The 17,729-nt window shown below is 73.3% G+C and carries 21 protein-coding genes; 10 read left to right on the top strand and 11 right to left on the bottom strand.

Features of this window, described 5'->3' with window-relative positions:
* Window positions 1-89: 89 nt before the first annotated feature.
* Together RAN62_RS24165 and RAN62_RS24160 are read right to left on the bottom strand one after the other, a co-directional pair.
* Window positions 90-1,454: a HAMP domain-containing sensor histidine kinase gene (locus tag RAN62_RS24165; protein ID WP_305787026.1), complete on the bottom strand. Its 1,365-nt coding sequence runs from the start codon at window positions 1,452-1,454 to the stop codon at window positions 90-92.
* A complete protein-coding gene (locus RAN62_RS24160; protein ID WP_305787025.1) occupies window positions 1,451-2,125 on the bottom strand; it encodes a response regulator transcription factor in 675 nt (224 codons plus the stop codon). The genes RAN62_RS24165 and RAN62_RS24160 overlap by 4 nt, the downstream gene beginning before the upstream one ends.
* A gap of 137 nt (window positions 2,126-2,262) precedes the next feature.
* On the opposite strand from RAN62_RS24160, the gene RAN62_RS24155 reads away from it, so the two are divergent.
* The 3 genes from RAN62_RS24155 (at window position 2,263) to RAN62_RS24145 (ending at window position 4,043) form a co-directional block, all read left to right on the top strand.
* Window positions 2,263-2,529 carry a GlsB/YeaQ/YmgE family stress response membrane protein gene (locus RAN62_RS24155; protein ID WP_305787024.1) on the top strand — a complete coding sequence of 89 codons (267 nt, stop codon included), beginning with the start codon at window positions 2,263-2,265 and terminating at the stop codon, window positions 2,527-2,529.
* Between the two features lie 118 nt (window positions 2,530-2,647).
* On the top strand, window positions 2,648-3,298 hold the full coding sequence (locus RAN62_RS24150; protein ID WP_305787023.1) for a DUF6308 family protein: 651 nt from the start codon (window positions 2,648-2,650) through the stop codon (window positions 3,296-3,298).
* A 64-nt stretch (window positions 3,299-3,362) separates the two neighbouring features.
* Window positions 3,363-4,043: an NADPH-dependent F420 reductase gene (locus RAN62_RS24145; RefSeq protein ID WP_305787282.1), complete on the top strand. Its 681-nt coding sequence runs from the start codon at window positions 3,363-3,365 to the stop codon at window positions 4,041-4,043.
* A gap of 159 nt (window positions 4,044-4,202) precedes the next feature.
* Here the strand turns inward: RAN62_RS24145 and RAN62_RS24140 are convergent, their stop codons facing one another.
* A complete protein-coding gene (locus RAN62_RS24140; RefSeq protein WP_438874539.1) occupies window positions 4,203-6,110 on the bottom strand; it encodes an acyl-CoA dehydrogenase family protein in 1,908 nt (635 codons plus the stop codon).
* Window positions 6,111-6,228: 118 nt separating this feature from the next.
* On the opposite strand from RAN62_RS24140, the gene mtnP reads away from it, so the two are divergent.
* The gene (mtnP, locus tag RAN62_RS24135) at window positions 6,229-7,032 is read left to right on the top strand and encodes an S-methyl-5'-thioadenosine phosphorylase (protein WP_305787021.1); all 804 of its coding nucleotides are present in this window, start codon (window positions 6,229-6,231) and stop codon (window positions 7,030-7,032) included.
* Here mtnP and RAN62_RS24130 read toward each other — a convergent pair.
* From RAN62_RS24130 to RAN62_RS24115, 4 genes are all read right to left on the bottom strand, one after another.
* The gene (locus RAN62_RS24130; RefSeq protein ID WP_305787020.1) at window positions 7,001-8,017 is read right to left on the bottom strand and encodes a sensor histidine kinase; all 1,017 of its coding nucleotides are present in this window, start codon (window positions 8,015-8,017) and stop codon (window positions 7,001-7,003) included. The genes mtnP and RAN62_RS24130 overlap by 32 nt on opposite strands.
* Window positions 8,014-8,697, bottom strand: coding sequence for a response regulator transcription factor (locus tag RAN62_RS24125; RefSeq protein ID WP_305787019.1), 684 nt, complete (start codon window positions 8,695-8,697; stop codon window positions 8,014-8,016). Before RAN62_RS24125 ends, RAN62_RS24130 begins: the two co-directional genes overlap by 4 nt.
* A gap of 54 nt (window positions 8,698-8,751) precedes the next feature.
* Window positions 8,752-10,014, bottom strand: coding sequence for a hypothetical protein (locus tag RAN62_RS24120; protein WP_305787018.1), 1,263 nt, complete (start codon window positions 10,012-10,014; stop codon window positions 8,752-8,754).
* A gap of 164 nt (window positions 10,015-10,178) precedes the next feature.
* Window positions 10,179-11,237: an NAD-dependent epimerase/dehydratase family protein gene (locus RAN62_RS24115; RefSeq protein WP_305787017.1), complete on the bottom strand. Its 1,059-nt coding sequence runs from the start codon at window positions 11,235-11,237 to the stop codon at window positions 10,179-10,181.
* A 143-nt stretch (window positions 11,238-11,380) separates the two neighbouring features.
* On the opposite strand from RAN62_RS24115, the gene RAN62_RS24110 reads away from it, so the two are divergent.
* Genes RAN62_RS24110 through RAN62_RS24090 form a run of 5 tightly spaced genes read left to right on the top strand, consistent with a single transcriptional unit; the run spans window position 11,381 to window position 14,817 of the window.
* On the top strand, window positions 11,381-12,040 hold the full coding sequence (locus RAN62_RS24110) for a glycosyltransferase family 2 protein (protein ID WP_305787016.1): 660 nt from the start codon (window positions 11,381-11,383) through the stop codon (window positions 12,038-12,040).
* Window positions 12,037-12,675, top strand: a complete 639-nt coding sequence (locus tag RAN62_RS24105; RefSeq protein ID WP_305787015.1) for a TIGR04282 family arsenosugar biosynthesis glycosyltransferase — start codon at window positions 12,037-12,039, stop codon at window positions 12,673-12,675. Before RAN62_RS24110 ends, RAN62_RS24105 begins: the two co-directional genes overlap by 4 nt.
* On the top strand, window positions 12,672-13,337 hold the full coding sequence (locus RAN62_RS24100; RefSeq protein ID WP_305787014.1) for a class I SAM-dependent methyltransferase: 666 nt from the start codon (window positions 12,672-12,674) through the stop codon (window positions 13,335-13,337). The genes RAN62_RS24105 and RAN62_RS24100 overlap by 4 nt, the downstream gene beginning before the upstream one ends.
* Window positions 13,310-14,437 carry a molybdopterin-dependent oxidoreductase gene (locus RAN62_RS24095; protein WP_305787013.1) on the top strand — a complete coding sequence of 376 codons (1,128 nt, stop codon included), beginning with the start codon at window positions 13,310-13,312 and terminating at the stop codon, window positions 14,435-14,437. The genes RAN62_RS24100 and RAN62_RS24095 overlap by 28 nt, the downstream gene beginning before the upstream one ends.
* Window positions 14,434-14,817, top strand: a complete 384-nt coding sequence (locus tag RAN62_RS24090; protein ID WP_305787012.1) for a hypothetical protein — start codon at window positions 14,434-14,436, stop codon at window positions 14,815-14,817. The genes RAN62_RS24095 and RAN62_RS24090 overlap by 4 nt, the downstream gene beginning before the upstream one ends.
* On the opposite strand, the gene RAN62_RS24085 is transcribed toward RAN62_RS24090, so the two are convergent.
* The 3 genes from RAN62_RS24085 to RAN62_RS24075 are packed head-to-tail and all read right to left on the bottom strand — an operon-like array spanning window position 14,783 to window position 17,165.
* Window positions 14,783-15,556 (bottom strand): amino acid ABC transporter ATP-binding protein, encoded by a 774-nt coding sequence (locus tag RAN62_RS24085; protein ID WP_305787011.1) that lies wholly within the window; start codon window positions 15,554-15,556, stop codon window positions 14,783-14,785. The two genes, RAN62_RS24090 and RAN62_RS24085, sit on opposite strands and share 35 nt — an antisense overlap.
* 5 nt (window positions 15,557-15,561) lie before the next feature.
* On the bottom strand, window positions 15,562-16,356 hold the full coding sequence (locus RAN62_RS24080) for an amino acid ABC transporter permease (RefSeq protein ID WP_305787010.1): 795 nt from the start codon (window positions 16,354-16,356) through the stop codon (window positions 15,562-15,564).
* Window positions 16,357-16,358: 2 nt separating this feature from the next.
* Window positions 16,359-17,165 (bottom strand): transporter substrate-binding domain-containing protein, encoded by an 807-nt coding sequence (locus RAN62_RS24075; protein ID WP_305787009.1) that lies wholly within the window; start codon window positions 17,163-17,165, stop codon window positions 16,359-16,361.
* A 45-nt stretch (window positions 17,166-17,210) separates the two neighbouring features.
* Here RAN62_RS24075 and RAN62_RS24070 point away from each other — a divergent pair, with 45 nt between their 5' ends.
* Window positions 17,211-17,333: a hypothetical protein gene (locus RAN62_RS24070; protein ID WP_305787008.1), complete on the top strand. Its 123-nt coding sequence runs from the start codon at window positions 17,211-17,213 to the stop codon at window positions 17,331-17,333.
* Window positions 17,334-17,339: 6 nt separating this feature from the next.
* Here the strand turns inward: RAN62_RS24070 and RAN62_RS24065 are convergent, their stop codons facing one another.
* Complete coding sequence (locus RAN62_RS24065; protein ID WP_305787007.1) at window positions 17,340-17,729, bottom strand: hypothetical protein; 390 nt, start codon at window positions 17,727-17,729, stop codon at window positions 17,340-17,342.

The raw sequence follows: 17,729 nt of genomic DNA, 5'->3' as shown, positions 1-17,729 counted from the left end.
CCGCCGACCGCGACCCGTCATCGCTCCACGACCCGTCATCGCTCCACGACCCGTCGTCGCGCCACGACCCGTCATCGCGCCACGACCCGTCACTCCGAGCACCCGCCGAGCTCGAGGCGGAAGCGGGCGCCGCCGCCGGGGCGGTCGGTCACCGTGGCGCGGCCGTCGTGGGCGGCGGCGTGCTGGGCGACGATGGACAGGCCCAGGCCGGTGCCGTCGGTCGTGCCCCGGCCGTTCGCCACCGGGCCGCGGACGAAGCGGTCGAAGATGATGTCGCGCTGGCCGGCCAGCACGCCCGGCCCGGCGTCGTCGACCTCCACGAAGCAGGCGGAAGACGACCGCGAACAGCCACCCAGACGTACGGCCGTGACTCCCCCACCGTACCTCTGCGCGTTGTCGACGAGGTTGCCCAGCGCCTGCTCGATCCGCCGCCGGTCGACGTGCCACTCGGGGGCCGCGCCGGGCAGCACCTCGACCAGCGCGGCGGTCAGGCCGTGCCGGCGCAGCACCTTGCGGGCGAGCTCGGCGATGTCGGTGGCCTCCCGGTGCGCGGGCTGGTCGCTGCGGGCCAGCTCGATCAGGTCGTCGACGAGCGCCTGGAAGCGGGCGATCTCCTCGGTGATCATGCCGAGCGCCTCGGCCGAGCGCTCGTCCAGGCCCTCGCGCCGGCGTTCGACGACGCTGGCCGCCGCGGACAGGGTCTGCAACGGCGACCGGAGCTCGTGGCTGACGTCCGCGGCGAAGCGCCGGTCGCGGGCCATCCGGCGGCTGAGCTCGTCGGCCATGTGGTTGAACGAGGCCGACAGCTGGGCCAGCTCGGGCTCGGTGTGCGGGTCCATGCGGGCGTCGAGGTTGCCACCGGCCAGGTCGCGGGCGGTCGCCACGACGGCGGTGAGCGGGCGCAGGGAGTGCCGGGTCACGTACCAGCCGACGGCGGCCCCGCCGCCCGCGACCAGGACGGCGACCACGAGCAGGACGAGCGCCAGCAATTGCAACGTACGCTCCAGCTCGCGCAGTGACACCAGCTCGTAGAGCACCGCCGACGCCGACAACGGCACGGCGACCACGAGCGTGGCCGACCCGTCCCGGTGGATCCGCTGCGCCCCGGCCTCGCCCCGCTGGGCCAGGGCTTGCAGCGACTGCGGCACGGCCGCGCGTACGGGCAGATCGGCCGTCAGCGAATACCATTGGCCGTGCCATTGGAGCAGCGCGTCGCGCTCGGCACCGGTGTCCAGGGACCGCAGCAGGGCCAGCACGTCCGGGTCGCTCCCGGCCAGGCCCGCGTCCACCACCGCGGCGTCGAAATAGGCGGCGCGGACGGCGGTGCTCTCACGCTCCTGCGCGAGGGTGCGGCGGGTCAGCTCGTACGAGACCAGGGTCACGCCCGCCGAAAGAGCGAGCGCCCCGACGGCGAACGCGGCGGTGACCCGGGCCCGGAGTCCCAGTCGCCTCACCGCTGCAACTTGTATCCGAGTCCGCGGACCGTCACGAGGTGCCGCGGGCTGCCCGGATCGGGCTCGATCTTCTGCCGCAGCCGCCCGACGTGCACGTCGACCAGCCGCTCGTCGCCGGTCGTGTAGCCCCAGACCCGTTCGAGCAGCTGCTCGCGCGACACCACCTGCCCCGGGCGCTCGGCCAGCTCGCACAGGAGCCGGAACTCCGTCCGCGTGACGGCCACGGGCCGGTCGGCCAGCAGGACCTCGCCGGCCTCCGGGCATACCTCCAGATCGCCGAAGTACGCCGAGCCGCCGCCCGCCGGCACGCCCCGCGCCCGGCGGTGCAGCGCGCGCAGCCGGGCGGCCAGCTCCTTCACGGCGACCGGCTTCACGATGTAGTCGTCCGCGCCCGCTTCGAGCCCGGCGACGATGTCATGGGTGTCGTCGCGCGCGCTGATCACCACGATCGGGACGTCATCGTGCCGGCGCAGCTCCCGGATGACGGCGAACCCGTCCATCCCGGGCAGCATGAGGTCGACGAGCACGGTGTCGGCCGCCTCCCGCCGCTGCGCCGCCAGCCCTTCCTCGGCGGTGGCGACGCCCCGGGCGGCGTACCCCTCGTCCTCCAGCGCCATGGCCAGCGACCGGCGGATGCGGTCGTCGTCCTCGATCAACAACACGGAACCCATATCCGCATGATGCCCGGCCCGGGCGGCGGCGGCCCGGGATGAGTCGAGATCGTCACAACATGACGGAACCCGCTCGGTTGTGACACATCGGGGACACCCCCGTTTGCCGGGCCGCCCGTTCCGGGAATCCGCCGTCCATGGAAATCTCCAGCATCCTCACCGCGATCATCATCGGCCTCGTCATCGGCGCGCTGGGCCGCCTGGTGGTCCCGGGCAAGCAGAACATCCCGATCTGGCTCACCATCGTCATCGGCATCGTGGCCGCCCTCATCGGCACGTTCCTGGCCGCCGCGATCGGCGTCGCCGACACCGACGGCATCGACTGGATCGAGCTGATCATCCAGGTCGCCCTGGCCGCCGTCGGCGTCAGCCTGGTCGCCGGCCTCTACGGCCGCCGTCGCTGACCGGCCCGTGCTCCCGGGGCGGCCGCCTGCCCCGGGAGCCCGACGGCCATCTTGGCGGCCATGGAGTACCGCTGAACGGGCCATGGTGCCGGAGGCGACGCCGCGCGAGCATGGCCGGATGTCCCCGATCGTGATCAGCGTCGCCGGCCACACCGTCCCCGATCCCGTCGCCCGGTTCGCCGCCTATGCCCGGCGCAACGACAAGACCGTCCGGGTCTACGACCTCGGGCCCACCGGCGATCCGGACGTCATCACCGCGGACGAGATCCGGCGCACCCTGGTGATCCATTCCCGGATCGGCGGGCAGCAGCCGGGGCACTTCCTTCAGGCCGGCGCGCAGACGCAGCCCCTGCTGGCAGCGATCCCCGCGCGAGCCCATCTGCGGGAAGCCGACCCGGCCGGGGACGGCGGGCTCTACGACCAGGCGCTCGCGGTGCACGAGCTCCTGCTCGCGCCGAGGATCCGTACCAGCAAGGTGTCGAAGGTCCTGCACCTCAAGCGGCCGCACCTCTTCCCGATCCTCGACCTGCGGGTCGTCCGGCTCTATCGCCGGGCCGCCGAGGCCGCCGCGGCTCGTCATCCGCAGCGCGGCTACAGGCGCATGTTCTGGGCGGCCGTCCGCGACGACGTGATCGACCCGGCCAACGTCGAGGCTCTGCAGCGGGTGCGGCGGCTGCTGGGCACGCACGAGGACGAGCGCGTACGCCGAATCGTCGCGCTCAGTGACGTACGGCTGCTCGACATTCTCGCCAGGCAGCGCGGCGCGTAGCCGGTGTGCTGCCCGTCACGGTGGGGCGACGATCGGAATCGGGGCGGGCGCGGCGGGGTTCGCGCTGACTATGACGACTATCGGACTCATCGGCAGCGGCAACATCGGCAGCACCGTGGCCCGGCTGGCGGTCGCCGCCGGTCATGACGTGGTGCTGAGCAACTCGCGCGGCCCGGAGACGCTGCGCGATCTCGTGGCTGAGCTGGGGCCGAAGGCGCGCGCCGCCACCGCCGCGGAGGCTGCCGCGGCCGGTGAGCTGGTGGTGGTGACCGTTCCGCTCCGGGCCTACCGCGAGGTCCCGGCGGAGCCCCTGGCGGGCAAGGTGGTCATCGACACCAACAACTACTACCCGGAGCGCGACGGGGTCTTCGGCGAGTTGGAGGACGGGTCCGGCACCACGGGCGAGCTGCTGCAGGCGCACCTCCCGCAGGCCCGCGTCGTGAAGGCGCTCAACAACATCTGGGTCGGGCACCTGGGGGCGCTGGGCCGCCCGGCCGGCAGCCCGGACCGCTCCGCGCTGCCGATCGCGGGCGACGACGCGGCCGCCAAGGCGGCGGTCACCGAGCTGCTCGACAGCCTCGGCTTCGACGCCGTGGACGCCGGGCCGCTCGCCGAGAACTGGCGCACCCAGCGGGACACCCCGGTCTACGTGACCCCATACGGTCCCTACGGCGAGCTTCCCGGTACGCCGGCGAGCGCGCAGGTCATCCGCGACGCCCTGGCCGCAGCGAGTCGTAAGGGCTAGGGTCTGTCCCGCGGATCAGGCGAGTCGCCGGCGAGGTCCAGGTTTCGTCTCGCAAGTGGGGCGGAAGGTCCGATACCGGGGTTGTATCGGACCTTCCGCACCGCGCCGCGAGGCGGAAGCTGGGCCCGGCGGCGGCCGCCTTGATCCGCGGGACAGACCCTAAGCGGGCGGCGGCACGCGGCGGCGGACGTCGGGCACGGTGGCGGGCCCCGGCTCGTAGCGGGCCACCCACGGGTGGTCGGCCGGCGGGGCCTGCACGCCCTCCTCCAGGAACGCGTAGCGACCGCCGAGCACCCGGCGCGCCGCCTCCACGTCCACCGTGTCGGTGTTCGTCCACAGCGCGTCGAAGAGGGCCTCGGCCCGCAGCCGGGCGTGGCGGCAGAACAGGTCGGCCAGCTCGACGGCTTCGGGGCGGGCGTCGGAGCGGGCGCGGACGCACACCGCGGACATGGCGAACAGCTCGGCGCCGATGTCGACGATCCGGCCCAGGAACGACTGCTTGCGCTCGAGCTTGCCCTGCCAGCGGGACATGGCGTAGAACGTCGACCGGGCGAGGCGGCGGGAGGAGCGCTCGACATAGCGGGCGTGGGCCGCCAGCCGGCCGAATTCCGCGTACGCGGAAGGGGTCTGGCCGGGGCCGACCGCGAGCGTGGGCAGCCAGCGGGCGTAGAACGCGCCGGCCTGGACGCCGGCGCGCGCCTTGCGGCCGAGGCCCGCTGCCGGGTCGATGATGTCGCCGGCGACGGCGAGGTGCTCGTCGACGGCCTCGCGGGCGATGAGCAGATGCATGATCTCGGTCGAGCCCTCGAAGATGCGGTTGATCCGCATGTCGCGCAGCATCTGCTCGGCCTCGGCGCCGCGTTCGCCGCGGGCGGCCAGCGACTCGCCCGTCTCGTAGCCGCGCCCGCCGCGGATCTGGACCAGCTCGTCGGTGACCCGCCAGGCCGTCTCGCTGGCGAAGAGCTTGACCAGCGCCGCCTCGATGCGGATGTCGTTGCGGTCGTCGTCGGCCAGGACGCAGCAGAGATCGAGCATCGACTCGATGGCGTACGTGGCCGCGGCGATGAACGCGACCTTCGTGGCGACGGCCTCGTGCTCGCCCACCGGCCGGCCCCATTGCACCCGGGCCGCCGACCACTCCCGGGCGATGGTCAGCGCCCGCTTGCTCGCGCTCAGGCACAGCGCCGGCAGCGACAGGCGGCCGGTGTTGAGCGTGGTCAGCGCGATGCGCAGGCCCTTGCCGACGCCGCCGATGACGTTCGCGGCCGGGACGAAGACGTCGTGCAGGCGGGTGACGCTGTTCTCCAGGCCGCGCAGGCCGAGGAACGCGTTGCGGCGCTCCACCGTGATGCCGGGGGCGTCGCCCTCGACCACGAAGGCGGTGATGCCTTGGCCGGGCACCTGCGCCATCACGACGAGCAGGGTGGCGACCGTGCCGTTGGTGGCCCAGAGCTTGACGCCGTTGAGCCGGTAACCGCCGTCGACCGGCATGGCCGTGGTGCTCAGGCGGGCCGGGTCGGAGCCGACGTCGGGCTCGGTCAGCAGGAACGCGGAGACCTCGCCGGCCGCCAGCCGGGGCAGGAACTCGCGCTTCTGCCCGGGCGTGCCGAAGAGCTTCAACGGCTGCGGGACCCCGATCGACTGGTGGGCCGAGAGGAGGGCGCCGACGGCGGGGCTGACCGATCCGGCCAGGGTCAGCGCGCGGCAGTAGTCGAGATTCGACAGGCCCAGTCCCCCGTACGCCTCGTCGATCTTCATCCCGAAGGCGCCGAGCCGGGCCAGGCCGTGGAAGACCTCGTCCGGGATGCGCGCCTCCCGCTCGATGCGCGAGCCGTCCACCTCGGTCGCCAGATAGCCGGCGAGCTCGGCCAGGAACGGGTGCGGCGTGGCGCGGGCGGCCGGCGGCGGATCGATCAGGTCGAGCCGGAAGCGGCCCAGGAACAGCTCCTTGCCGAAGCTCGGCTTGCGCCACGTGGACTCCCGGGCCGCCTCGGCGACCTGGCGTGCCTGCTGCTCCGAGACGTCGGCGGTCACGGCCCACCCCCTCGACGGGTTCGTCAGCGTCACGCTACGGGAGTCGCGTTGATGATCGGTAGACCTTACGAACCCATGACCGACAGGCTCACTCTCTGGCGCCGCACCCGGGCGCCGCGCCACCGTGGGAGTCCCCGGAGAGAGGCAGACCATGATCGGCGTCATCGGCGGCAGCGGCCTGGACGACCTGGACACCCTGGCGGACGTCCGGACCGTGGAGATCACGACGGAGTACGGAACCCCGAGCGCCCCCGTCTCGGTCGGCACCCTGGCCGGGCGGGAGGTGGCGTTCCTGACGCGGCACGGGCGCGGGCACCGGCTGTTGCCGGCCGAGGTCCCGTACCGGGCGAACATCGCCGCCCTCCGCGAGCTCGGCGTCCGGCAGATCCTCGCGGTCAGCGCGGTGGGCAGCCTGACCGAGCGATTGGCGCCGGGCACCCTGGTCGTGCCGGACCAGATCGTCGACCGGACCCGGGGCGCCCGGGCGGGCACGTTCTTCGGCGGCGGGGTGGTGGGGCACGTGCCGATGGCGGAGCCCTACTGCGGGCGGCTGCGCAAGGTGCTCCTGACCGCCGGGCCGGACGGAACGGTGGACGGGGCGACGTACTGCTGCATCGAGGGCCCGCAGTTCTCCACCCGCGCGGAGTCGCGGCTCTATCGGTCGTGGGGGCTGGACGTCATCGGCATGACCGCCGTGCCCGAGGCCGCGCTGGCCCGCGAGGCCGGGCTCTGCTACGCCGCACTGGCACTCGTGACCGATTATGACTGCTGGCACGAGAGCGCGGAGAGCGTCACCGCGGATCTGGTGGCGCAGACCGTACGGGCCAATGTCACCGCGGCGCGGACCGTTCTCGCCGAGGCGATCGCCCAAGCGGACCCCGGCGACGGCTGCGCGTGCCGCCGGTCGCCGGAGGGCGCGATCATCAGCGACCCGGCTGCGGCAGCCGGACGGTGAAGCGGCAGCCGGCGCCGATGTTGCCCACTTCCACCTGTCCGCCGTGCGCTTCCACCAGCCCCCGTACGATCGCCAGCCCCAGCCCGCCCCCGGTGCCCGACGGTTCGGGGCTGCGCGCGCGCTGGCCGCGGAACGCCACGTCGAAGACCCGGGGCAGATCGCTCTCCGGGATGCCGCCGCACGTGTCGGAGACCGCGAGCCAGGCGCCGTCGCCGCCCGCGCCCGCCTCGACGTGCACGGTCCCGTCGGCCGGGGTGTAGCGCACCGAGTTGACCAGCAGGTTCGTGACGACCCGGGCCAGTTCGGGCTCGCTGGCCAGCACGGTCGGCCAGCCCTGCTCCGCCGCGACCAGCCGGATCCGGCGGGCGGCGGCCAGCGGCGCCGCGGCGGCCAGCGCCTCGGACACCACGTCGGCCAGGGCGACCCGGGCCAACGTGAGCCTGAGTGCGCCCGCGTTGATCCGGGACAGCTCGAACAGGTCGTCGACGAGCCGGCTCATCCGGTCGGTCTCGATGCGGATCCGGCGGTGGTAGTCGGCGACCGTGGCCGGGTCGGAGACGATGTCGTCCTCCAGCGCCTCGGCCATCGCCCGCAGCCCGGCCAAGGGGGTCCGCAGGTCGTGCGACACCCACGCGACCAGCTCCCGGCGGCCCGCCTCGAGGTGCCGCTCCCGCTCGCGCGCCTGGGCCGTCCACATGGCGGCGGCCGCGAGCCGCCGGCCCGCGAGGACGCCGCCGGCCAGGCTGACCAGCGCGGCGGCCGCGACGGTCATCAGCACGACCTGCAGATCGTGCGCCGACAGGAACATCGCGGTGGCCACGGTCACCACCCCGGCCACCACCGCCGCCACGGTGCAGCCGAGCAGCACGGCGATGTGCAGGGCGATCGAGCGGCGGTGCAGCAGGCGCAGGGCGATCAGGCCGGCCAGGCCGACCACGCCTCCGGCGCCGAGGGCGTACGCGCCGATGAGCAACTGATCCGTCACGCCGGCACCGGCTCGTAGCGGTAGCCCACGCCCCACGCGGTCAGAATGCGCCGCGGCGCGGCCGGATCCGCCTCGATCTTCTCGCGCAGCCGCCGCACGTGCACCGTCACCGTCGACTGGTCGCCGAACTGCCAGCCCCACACCTCGGCCAGCAGCTCGGCCCGCGACCAGGCGCGCCGCGGATGCCCGATCAGAAACGCGAGCAGGTCGAACTCCCGGACGGTCAGCGCGAGCACCCGCCCGTCCAGCGACGCGACGCGCCGCCCGGTGTCCGCGACCAGACCCCCGTCGGAGAGTACGGCCGGCTCGCTCGCCGGACCACTGCGGCGCAGCACCGATCGGATCCGCAACACCAGCTCCCGCGGCGAGAACGGCTTGGTGACGTAGTCGTCGGCGCCCACCTCCAGCCCGAGCACCCGGTCGGCCTCCTCACCGAGCGCCGTGAGCATGACCACGGGCAGATCCGGGTCGCGGCGGCGCAACCGGCGGCACACCTCGAGCCCGTCGATCCCCGGCATCATGAGATCGAGCACGACGAGGTCGGGCCGTTCGGCGGCGGCCGCGGTCAGTGCGGCGGCACCGTCGGCGGCGAGCCGGACGCGGCAGCCGGCCTGCTCGAGATAGCGGCGCACGACGTCGCTGACCGTCGGATCGTCGTCGACGACGAGGACATGGGGCATTCCGCCGAGGCTAGCCTGCCCCGGCGCCGACGGACCTTGTGGAATTCTTACCGTTCACCACGTGGTGAGCAGCAGATGATTGACCAGCAGGGCCACGGTCGCCTGGGCGGGCAGCCAGCGGCGGGCGCGGTCCGGCGGCGGGATGAGGGCGGCGCCGGCCAGCAGCCAGGGGACGAAGGGCTGCCAGATGCGCTCGACCTCCGCCTTGCTGAAGCCGGACAGGCTCGCGGCCACCACGAGCAGCAGGGCCGCGACCGGCAGCACCACGGGCGGGACCACACGGCGCAAAACGGCGGCGCGGCGGAGGATGACGGCTGCGGCCGGGCCCGCGCTCACGGCCAGGATGGCCAGGTCGGCCCACACCCAATAGGCGTACGGGCGGACCGCCGCGATGCCCTGGTAATAGCGCACGCTGACCAGGCGCATGCCGTCGAGCCACCAGAAACCGGCCAGCGCGAGGGCCACCACCGGTGCTGCCGCCCCGATCACCGCAGCGGTCATCACCCGGGCACTCCAGCGGCGGGCCAGGAGGGCGACGGCCGCGACGAGGACGATCAGCAGCGTGAATCCGTACGAGAGGAAGAGGCTGAAGCCCAGCACCGAGCCGGCGGCGAGTCCAAGGAGCGGGCTGCGCCGGACCAGCGCGGTCGCGAGCAACGCCAGCCCGCCTGCGACGACCCCCGTGAACAGCCCGTCCGCGGAAACCCCGAGCCACACCGCGCCCGGTGTGAGCACCAGGAACGGCACCGCGGCCCGCGCGGCATCCTCGTCACCGAGCGTGCGCAGCGTCACCGGCACGGCCACCGCGGCGACCCCGGCCCCGGCGACACAGACCAGCGCCGCCCACGTCCCGCCCCCGAGCCCGATCCGATCGAGTCCGATAAAGATCAGAAAGGCGCCCGGCGGGTGCCCGGCCACGTGCGTCGTCCACGAGTCCGCCTGCCCGTCGACGATCCGACCGGCGAACCCGTGCAGCACCCCGGCCACCCCACCGGCGCCCGGCACCTCGCTCAAGTACTCATGATCGGTGGTCAGCCGCCCGGTCACGCCGCGATGCCACCCGTCCACGAGCGCCAGGGCGAGAATCCAGGACACCGAGCCCGCGTACGCCGCCCCGAGCAGCCGCCCCCACGGCAAAGTCCTGCTCAGCCCGGGGCCGTGCGCCACGACCAGGACCGCGCAGCCCACAGCGAGCGGCGACCCGGGGCCACCGTGCGGCCGCCACAGCCCCGTGATCGGCGCGGCACTGGCGTGCACAGGCCGCCCGAGCAGATAGAGCACCGCCCCCACGCCCACGGCCAGCGCGAACAACCCCACCGCTCCCCCGGCCGCCACCACATCCCCCCGGCGCCCGGCCCGCACGGTCCCCCTCGCACTGCTCCGCGCGGTTCCCCTCGCGGTGCTCCGCACGGGCTCCCTCGCAGTGCCGCCTCGCGCATGAGCGAACTGCTCGTTCGCGCATCCGGTCGAGCGATGGCGGTTCATCCGCGGAGCGGCGCGTCAGCGAAGGCGGCGAAACCCTCGGCCGGGGGGATCGTGGCGGTGAAGCCGAGTTCGGCGGCGGCCCGGGCCGGGGACGCCACCACGTGCCGCACGTCGCCGGCGCGGAACTCCCCGGTGACGATCGGTGCGGGCCCGGCCAGCGCCGCGGTGAGGGCCGTCGCCAACTCCCCCACCGTCGCGGGCCGGCCCGAGGCGACGTTGTAAGCCCGGAGACCCCCCGCTGCCGCACCCGCGGCCGTCGACTCCAGGGCGGCCACGTTCGCTTGGGCGACGTCGGAAACGTGGACGAAGTCGCGTCGCTGGGCGCCGTCCTCGTACAGGCGGGGTGGGCGGCCGGCGGCGAGAGCCGAGCGGAAGATCGCTGCCACGCCGCTGTAGGGGGTGTCGCGGGGCATCCCGGGGCCGTACACGTTGTGGTAGCGCAGGGCGGCCACCGTGCCGCCGGTGCCCGCCGCCCAGGCCGCGCTCAAGTGCTCCTGAGCGACCTTGGTCGCGGCATAGACGCTGCGCGGTTCGAGCGGGGCATCCTCGTCGACCAGCATTGGATCCAGCGGCGCCGCGCATCGGGGGCACCGCGGGTCGAACTCGCCCCGGCGCAGGTCGGCCACGTCGCGCGGGGCCGGGCGCACCGGGCCGTGGACGGGACATTCGTACGCGCCCTCGCCGTAGACGACCATCGAACTGGCCAGCACCAGACGGCGTACGCCGGCGCTGGCCATGGCCGCCAGCAGGACCGCGGTGCCGAGGTCGTTGGCGCCCACGTAGGCGGGGAGGTCGGCGAGATCCACGCCCATGCCGACCATGGCGGCCTGGTGCACGACGGCGTCGATGCCGTCCAGCGCGGCACCGACGGTATCCGCGTCGCGCAGATCCGCATGCGTGACGGGTACGCCGTGAATGTCGGGGGGCAGCGGCCGTTTGTGCGCGGCGGGGTGGCCCGAGTCGAGGATCCGGACGTCGTGGCCGGCGGCGAGCAGGGCGGCGGTGACGTGGCGACCGATGAAACCGGCGCCGCCGGTGACGAGGACATGGCTCATCCGGGCGACGGTAGGGCGCTGCCCCGCCACCCGGGAGCCCGTAGCGCGATCCGTCAGGGGTTCGTAAGAAAGCGTTGCGGCGTAAGGGATCCGTAAGAGCCGGAATCGGTTCCCGCGCCGTGGGCGGGGATACCTTCGCCGCCATGGTGGACGTGATTCTTCCCTGTCTCAACGAGGCGCCGGCGCTGCCGGGCCTGTTCGCGCGGATGCCGGACGGCTACGCGGTGACGGTCGTGGACAACGGTTCCACGGACGGCACCGCGGAGACGGCACGCCGGTTGGGGGCCCGGGTCGTCGCCGAGTCGGCTCTCGGCTACGGCGCGGCCGTGCATACCGGCATCCTCGCCGTGGATCCGGCGGACGGGGTGGTGTGCGTGCTGGACGCCGACGGCTCGTGCGACCCGGCCGAGCTGCCTCGCTTGGTGGAACCGATTGCGGCCGGGGCAGCCCGGCTCGTCGTGGGTCGCCGGCGGCCGGTGGACCATGGGGCCTGGCCCGCGCACGCCCGGCTCGCCAACGCCTTCCTGGCCCGGCGGGTGCGCCGCGCCACCGGGCTGGACGTGCACGACATCGGCCCGGTCCGCGCCGCCCGCCGCGCCGACCTGCTCGCTCTCGGCCTGCGTGACCGCCGGTTCGGCTATCCCCTCGAACTGCTGATCGCCGCGGGCCGGGCGGGCTGGCCGGTCCAGGAGGTCGACGTCACCTACCGTCCGCGGGCCGCCGGCACCCGGTCGAAGGTGACCGGAACGGTCCGGGGGACGGTCCGCGCTGTCCGCGACATGAGCGCGGTGCTGGCCCGATGACCACCCAGCTCCTGGTCCTGGCCAAGACGCCGGTGCCGGGCCGGGTGAAGACGCGCCTGTGCCCACCTTGCACGCCCGAGCAGGCCGCTGCGATCGCCGCGGCCGCCCTCGCCGACACCCTGGACGCCGGGACCGCGGCCGGGGCGGGAACGTTCGTTGTCGACGGCGATCATCCGGCGCCGTCCGGCTGGCTCCGCATGGCTCAGCGCGGCGACTCGCTGGGTGAGCGCATCGCGCACGCTTTTGCCGACACCGCTCGTCCGGGTACGGCCACCCTGCTCATCGGCATGGACACGCCGCAGGTCACGCCGGGGCTTTTGCGCGCTGCGCTCAATTCGCTCACGACCGGTTTGCACGATGCGGTGCTGGGGCCGGCCGCGGACGGGGGCTGGTGGGCACTCGGGCTGCGCGATCCCGGTCACGCGACGGTGCTGCGCGACGTGCCGATGTCGACGCGGGACACCGGATCGCTCACCCTTGCCGCACTGCGGAAACGGGGTGTACGGGTGGGCACGCTGCCGGTGCTGCGAGACGTTGACACTGCCGAGGACGCGTACGCCGTGGCTGAGCTGTGCCCGCCGAACAGCCAGTTCCGCGCGGCCGTCGCCGCCCTCGGCCCGGGAGTGGCGGCGTGAGCGTTCTGACCGAGTCGCCGTCCGCCGTAAGCGTTTTCGACAACGTCCTGCACCGGGCGACAGCCGGGGAGCCCGCCCGGCTGACCGTGCATGGCCCCGCCGGCGTCACGCACGTGGTGGACGCCGCGGCCTGGGTCCGCCCGGCGCTGCCCGGTGATCAGGGGCTGCTGGACCGGTGCGACGGGCCGACGCTCGACGTGGGGTGCGGGCCGGGCCGGCTGACCCGGGCGCTGACCGGCCCCGGGCGGCCCGCGCTGGGCGTGGACGTGAGCGCGGTGGCCGTCCGGCTGGCCCGTGAGCGCGGCGCGAGTGCGCTGCGGCGCGATGTCTTCTCGGCGCTGCCGGGGCACGGCCGGTGGCGGCATCTGCTGCTGGCCGACGGCAACATCGGGATCGGCGGGGACCCGGGCCGGCTGCTGCGCCGGTGCCGGGACCTGCTGGCCCGCTCGGGGCGGGTGCACGCCGAGCTCGCCCCGCCCGGAACGCCCAGCTGGTCCGGGCGGGTGCGGGTCAGTGTGCCGGGCGGCGCGCCGAGTGAGCCCTTCGGCTGGGCGATGGTGGCGGCGGACGACCTCGCGCCCCTCGCCGCGGCCAACGCCTTACGAGTGCTGACGACCTGGAAGGAGGCCGGACGGTGGTTCGCCTCGCTGGAACGCGCCTGACACCGGTTCCGGACAGTTTCACTTCATCGCTGCGGTCGGCCCGGCTGACCAGTCGGCTGGGGCTGGCGCTGGGCGTCGCGTTCGCCGTGTGCTTCGTGACCGGGATGATCAGTCACCTCGTGCAGCACCCGCCGGGGTGGTTCTGGTGGCCGTCCCGGCCGGCCGGGCTCTACCGGGTCACGCAGGGTCTGCACGTGGCGACCGGGCTGGCCTGCGTACCCCTGCTGGGTGCGAAGCTCTGGTCGGTCTATCCGCGTCTGTTCCAGCGGCCGGCGGTGCGTTCGGCCGCACACGCCCTGGAACGGGCCGGCGTCGCTCTGCTCGTGTCGGCAGCGCTGTTCCAAGTGATCAGCGGGGTGTTCAACGTGGCGCGCTGGTACACGCCGATGCCCTTCTTCTTCACCACCGCCCACTATCAGGTCGCATGGATTGTGGCCGGTGCCATGCTGGTCCACATCGGCGTCCAGCTACCGGTCGTCCGCGAAGCCCTCACGCGTCCCCACGCCCCCGCCCGCCGCGGCTTCCTGACCGGGCTGGCGGCCGCGGCCGGGCTCGTCACGGCCGCCACCGCCGGGCAGACCTTCGCTCCCCTGCTCCCGTTGTCGGTGCTGGCGCCGCGCCGCCCGCACAGCGGCCCGCAGCAGCTGCCGGTCAACCGCACCGCGGCCGCCGCCGGAGTGTCGGTCACCTCGGACTACCGGCTCGTGCTGACCGGCCCGGCGGGCACCGCGCGCCTCAGCCTCGCCGACCTCGAAGCGCTGCCGCAGCACACCGCCACGCTCCCGATCGCCTGCGTGGAGGGCTGGAGCGCGACCGGCACGTGGACCGGCGTGCGGCTGCGCGACCTCGTGGCCCTGGCCGGAACCGATCCCGATCGGGCCGAGGCGGTGGTGGAGTCATTGCAAACCGGTGGCCGCTATCGCGTCAGCACCGTGGCGCCACCGCACGTGCGCGACCCGGAGACCCTGATCGCGCTCCGCCTCGGCGGTGAGCCGCTGCACCCCGACCACGGCTATCCGGCGCGGCTCATCGCGCCCAATCGCCCCGGCGTCATGCAGACCAAGTGGGTCGGCGCCATCCGAGTGCGGGAGACACGATGAGGGCGATCCGGCGCGGGCTGATCGTCGCGGGCGCACTGGTGTCGGCGTACGGCCTGACGGGTGCGGTGGTGAACCCCGGCATCCTGATATTCCTCGCCGCCGTGCTGGTCGCCCACGACGCGATCCTGCTGCCCGTCATGATCGGCGCCGGCGCCCTGATCCTGCGCGGGTGCCCGCCCCGGGCCCGGCCCGCCGTGGCCGGCGCCCTGACCGCCGCCGCGTCGATCACCGTCGTCGGCGTCCCCCTGCTCCTCGGCCCGAGCGACGGTCACTACGGGCGCGGCCTGGTGCTCTGCTACGCCGCGATCGCCACCGCCACGCTGACAGCTGTGGTACGCGCAGGTGTCAGGACTCGGGGGCGCCGATCTCGGTCGCGCTGACCCGGGTCGGCTCGAGGACGCGGTGGAGGAACTCTCGTGTGCGCTCCTCGGCCGGGTTGCCGAAGACCGTGGCCGGCGGCCCCTGCTCGACGATCACGCCGCCGTCCATGAAGACGACGCGCGAGGCCACCTCGCGGGCGAAGGCCATCTCGTGCGTCACGACGAGCATGGTCATGCCCTCGGCGGCCAGGCCGCGCATGACCGCGAGCACCTCGCCCACCAGCTCGGGGTCGAGCGCGCTGGTCGGCTCGTCGAAGAGCATCAGTTGCGGGTCCATCGCGAGGGCCCGCGCGATCGCGACGCGCTGCTGCTGGCCGCCGGAGAGCTGCGCCGGGTACGCGTCCGCCTTCTCGGCCAGGCCCACCCGGGCGAGATTCTCCGTGGCGATCCGGGTGGCCTCGGCGCGGCTACGCTTGAGGACCCGGCGCTGCGCGATGGTCACGTTCTCCCGGACGGTCAGGTGACCGAAGAGGTTGAACTGCTGGAAGACCATGCCGATCCCCCGGCGTACGGCGTCGATGTCGCAGTCGGGATCGGTCACCTCCACGCCGGCCACCCGGATCGTCCCCGCGGTCGGCTCCTCGAGCAGGTTGACGCACCGCAGCAGCGTCGACTTGCCGGAACCGGACGGGCCGATGACGCAGACGACCTCGCCGGGCTCGACGGCCAGGTCGATGCCGCGGAGCACTTCCAGCCGGCCGAAACTCTTGTGCAGCCCGGCGATCTCGATCGTGGACATGCCGGTCACCTCTCCTTCGCGGCGCGGCGTTCGAGACCCCGGACCAGCTGCGACAACGGCAGCGTGATGACCAGGTAGAGCAGGCCGGCGACCACGAGCGGCGTCGGGTTGACCCGGGTGTTGAGCGCGTCGCCGGCGAACTTGGTCAGCTCGATCGTCGTGGAGGTCACCCCGAGGACGTACACCAGGGAAGTGTCTTTGGTCAGCAGGATGATCTCGTTGGTCAGCGGCGGGATCACGATCCGGAAGGCCTGCGGCAGGACGATGGAGACCATCGCGCGCGGGTGCGACATTCCCAGCGTACGGGCGGCTTCGAGCTGGCCCTTCGGCACGGCCTGGATGCCGGCCCGCAGCGTCTCCGCCATGTACGCGGCCGCGGTGAGCCCGAGCCCGACCGTCACCGAGCCGTAGACGCCGCCCGGAATCTCGCGATCCGGGAAGGCCAGCGGCACGCCGTAGCCGACCATGAAGAGAACGAGCAGCGCGGGCAGACCCCGGAAGAGCTCGATGTACGCCGTCGCGAACCACCGGTACGGCAGGATCGACGACAACCGCATCAACGCCAGCACCAGCCCGAGCGTGAGCCCGAACACGAACGCCAGCAGCGTGTAGAGGATCGTGTTGCGCAGGGCGACGGTGATCGCCTCGGGGAACATGCTCCGGGCCACGTCGGACCGGAAGAACGCGTCGGACAGCCGGCCCCAGTCCGCGGCGGCCACCACGGCCAGGATGGCCAGCCCGAACACGACGTAGCCGGCGACACGGAGGACCCGCTGCCGCCGGCGGCGACTCAGCTTCATCGTCAGCTGGCCGGCTTCTCGCCGATCCAGGTCTTGTAGATCTGGTCGTACGTCCCGTCGGCCCGCGCCGCGGCAATGGCGTCGTTGACCGCCTTGAGCAGCTCCGCGTTGCCCTTCTTGACCGCGAACCCGTACTGCTCACCCGTGTCGAAGCCGGCCGTGACAACCGCCTTGCCGGGGTTGGCCTTCACATACTCGTTCCACACCGGCAGGTCGCCGACCGCGGCCGCGATCTGGTTGGTCGCCAGCGCCTGCTGCGCCGCGGCCAGATCCTTGAAGGAGACCACCTCGACATCGAGGCCCTTCTCCTTGACCTGCGCCTTGATATAGTCCTCACCGGTCGTCGCGCCCTGCACCCCGACCCGCCGGCCCTTCAGCTCCTCGAGCGTCTTGACCTCCTTGCCGGCCACCGTGGCGAGCGCCTGGGTGGCGTCGAAGTACGGCTCGGAGAAGTCCAGCACCTTCTTCCGCTCATCGGTGATCGTCATCCCGGCCGCCGCCACATCGCACTTGCCCGCGTTGAGGTCGGACCCCGACTTGATCCCCTCGAACGGCGTGTCCACGATCTCCTGCTTGACCCCGAGCTTCGCAGCCACCAGATCAATCAGCGCCACATCGAAGCCGACCACCTTGCCGGTGTCGTCCTTCGCCTGGAACGGCGCGTACGGCAGGTGGGTGCACGTGGTCAGCGCCCCCGACTTGACCAGCGCCACGCCGCTCTCGGTGGTGCCGCCGGTGTCCTTCTTGGCACAACCGCCCAGCAGTACCGCCGCAGCCACCACCACGGCCGCCGTCCGCAACCCGTTCATGGTCGTCCCCTCCCCAACTCCCCATTACCGGTAGGGATCATATCGATGACACCGGTGGACACGGAGAGCCGGACCGGCGGCCACCTCACCCTCGTCACGGCGCTCACCTTGGCGCAGCGCACCCGGACGATCATTCTCACCGGCCACCTCGCTACTCCGGCCGGCTGAGCCCGATCACCGCAGAGCCAGGAAGGCGATCACGGATGCCGCGACAAGCAGCGAAGCTCCGTAGAGGACGACGATGACCGGGCTCCGGAAGGCGGTCAGCACCCCCCGGGGCGTGGGTCGGGCCACCGCCAGCGCCCACAGTTCCACCTCGCCGGTGCCGGCCTGCCGGTAGAGCTCCCGGTAGGCCCGCTCCAGGGCGAGGTAATAGGCGTCGAGCACGGCGAACGCGACGATCACATAGACCGCGATGAGCGCCACCAGGGGCCGGGCCGCGGTCGCGCCGAAACCGAGGATCGCGCTGGTCACCGTGACCGACCAGCCCTTGATGGTCATGGACTGCGAGGCCAGGCGCGCCACCACGGTCTGGATCATCTGCATGTGCGTCTCGGTCGACAA

Origin of the sequence: Symbioplanes lichenis (assembly GCF_030709675.1) — a bacterium.
GTDB classification, from domain to species: domain Bacteria; phylum Actinomycetota; class Actinomycetes; order Mycobacteriales; family Micromonosporaceae; genus Actinoplanes; species Actinoplanes lichenis.
This window is presented reverse-complemented; position numbering and strand designations above follow the sequence as displayed.

What these genes read in the sequence shown, in the direction of transcription:
- RAN62_RS24160 (WP_305787025.1), bottom strand. Translation starts at nt 2,125, where the DNA reads ATGGGTTCCGTGTTGTTGATCGAGGACGACGACCGCATCCGCCGGTCG.
- RAN62_RS24155 (WP_305787024.1), top strand. Translation starts at nt 2,263, where the DNA reads ATGGAAATCTCCAGCATCCTCACCGCGATCATCATCGGCCTCGTCATC.
- RAN62_RS24150 (WP_305787023.1), top strand. Translation starts at nt 2,648, where the DNA reads ATGTCCCCGATCGTGATCAGCGTCGCCGGCCACACCGTCCCCGATCCC.
- mtnP (WP_305787021.1), top strand. Translation starts at nt 6,229, where the DNA reads ATGATCGGCGTCATCGGCGGCAGCGGCCTGGACGACCTGGACACCCTG.
- RAN62_RS24125 (WP_305787019.1), bottom strand. Translation starts at nt 8,697, where the DNA reads ATGCCCCATGTCCTCGTCGTCGACGACGATCCGACGGTCAGCGACGTC.
- RAN62_RS24115 (WP_305787017.1), bottom strand. Translation starts at nt 11,237, where the DNA reads ATGAGCCATGTCCTCGTCACCGGCGGCGCCGGTTTCATCGGTCGCCAC.
- RAN62_RS24110 (WP_305787016.1), top strand. Translation starts at nt 11,381, where the DNA reads ATGGTGGACGTGATTCTTCCCTGTCTCAACGAGGCGCCGGCGCTGCCG.
- RAN62_RS24105 (WP_305787015.1), top strand. Translation starts at nt 12,037, where the DNA reads ATGACCACCCAGCTCCTGGTCCTGGCCAAGACGCCGGTGCCGGGCCGG.
- RAN62_RS24090 (WP_305787012.1), top strand. Translation starts at nt 14,434, where the DNA reads ATGAGGGCGATCCGGCGCGGGCTGATCGTCGCGGGCGCACTGGTGTCG.
- RAN62_RS24085 (WP_305787011.1), bottom strand. Translation starts at nt 15,556, where the DNA reads ATGTCCACGATCGAGATCGCCGGGCTGCACAAGAGTTTCGGCCGGCTG.
- RAN62_RS24080 (WP_305787010.1), bottom strand. Translation starts at nt 16,356, where the DNA reads ATGAAGCTGAGTCGCCGCCGGCGGCAGCGGGTCCTCCGTGTCGCCGGC.
- RAN62_RS24075 (WP_305787009.1), bottom strand. Translation starts at nt 17,165, where the DNA reads ATGAACGGGTTGCGGACGGCGGCCGTGGTGGTGGCTGCGGCGGTACTG.
- RAN62_RS24070 (WP_305787008.1), top strand. Translation starts at nt 17,211, where the DNA reads ATGACACCGGTGGACACGGAGAGCCGGACCGGCGGCCACCTCACCCTC.